Below are 395 nucleotides of genomic sequence, written 5' to 3' on the forward strand. Positions count from 1 at the left end.
GCAACTGCAGTTGGTACAGGCTTAAATGCAGATCCAGAATATATTGAAGCAGTTGTAAAACATTTAGCTGCAATTAGTGAATTACCGCTTGTTGGTGCAGAAGATTTAGTAGATGCGACGCAAAATACGGATGCTTATACTGAAGTATCTGCAGCGCTTAAAGTATGTATGATGAATATGTCTAAAATTGCGAATGACCTTCGCTTAATGGCATCAGGTCCGCGTGTTGGTTTAGCGGAAATTATGTTACCAGCTCGTCAACCAGGTTCATCTATTATGCCAGGGAAAGTAAACCCTGTTATGCCAGAAGTAATTAATCAAATTGCGTTCCAAGTAATTGGTAATGACCATACAATTTGCCTTGCTTCAGAAGCAGGACAATTAGAATTAAACGT

General features: G+C 39.2%; 1 protein-coding gene. It reads left to right on the forward strand.

Annotation, left to right across the window (positions count from 1 at the left end):
* The coding region (locus ACQGSG_RS29350; RefSeq protein ID WP_426948796.1) for a lyase family protein at positions 1 to 395 on the forward strand (395 nt) is incomplete at both ends.

This window comes from Bacillus sp. GMa5/1, from assembly GCF_050172015.1.
GTDB classification, from domain to species: Bacteria; Bacillota; Bacilli; order Bacillales; family Bacillaceae_G; genus Bacillus_A; species Bacillus_A cereus.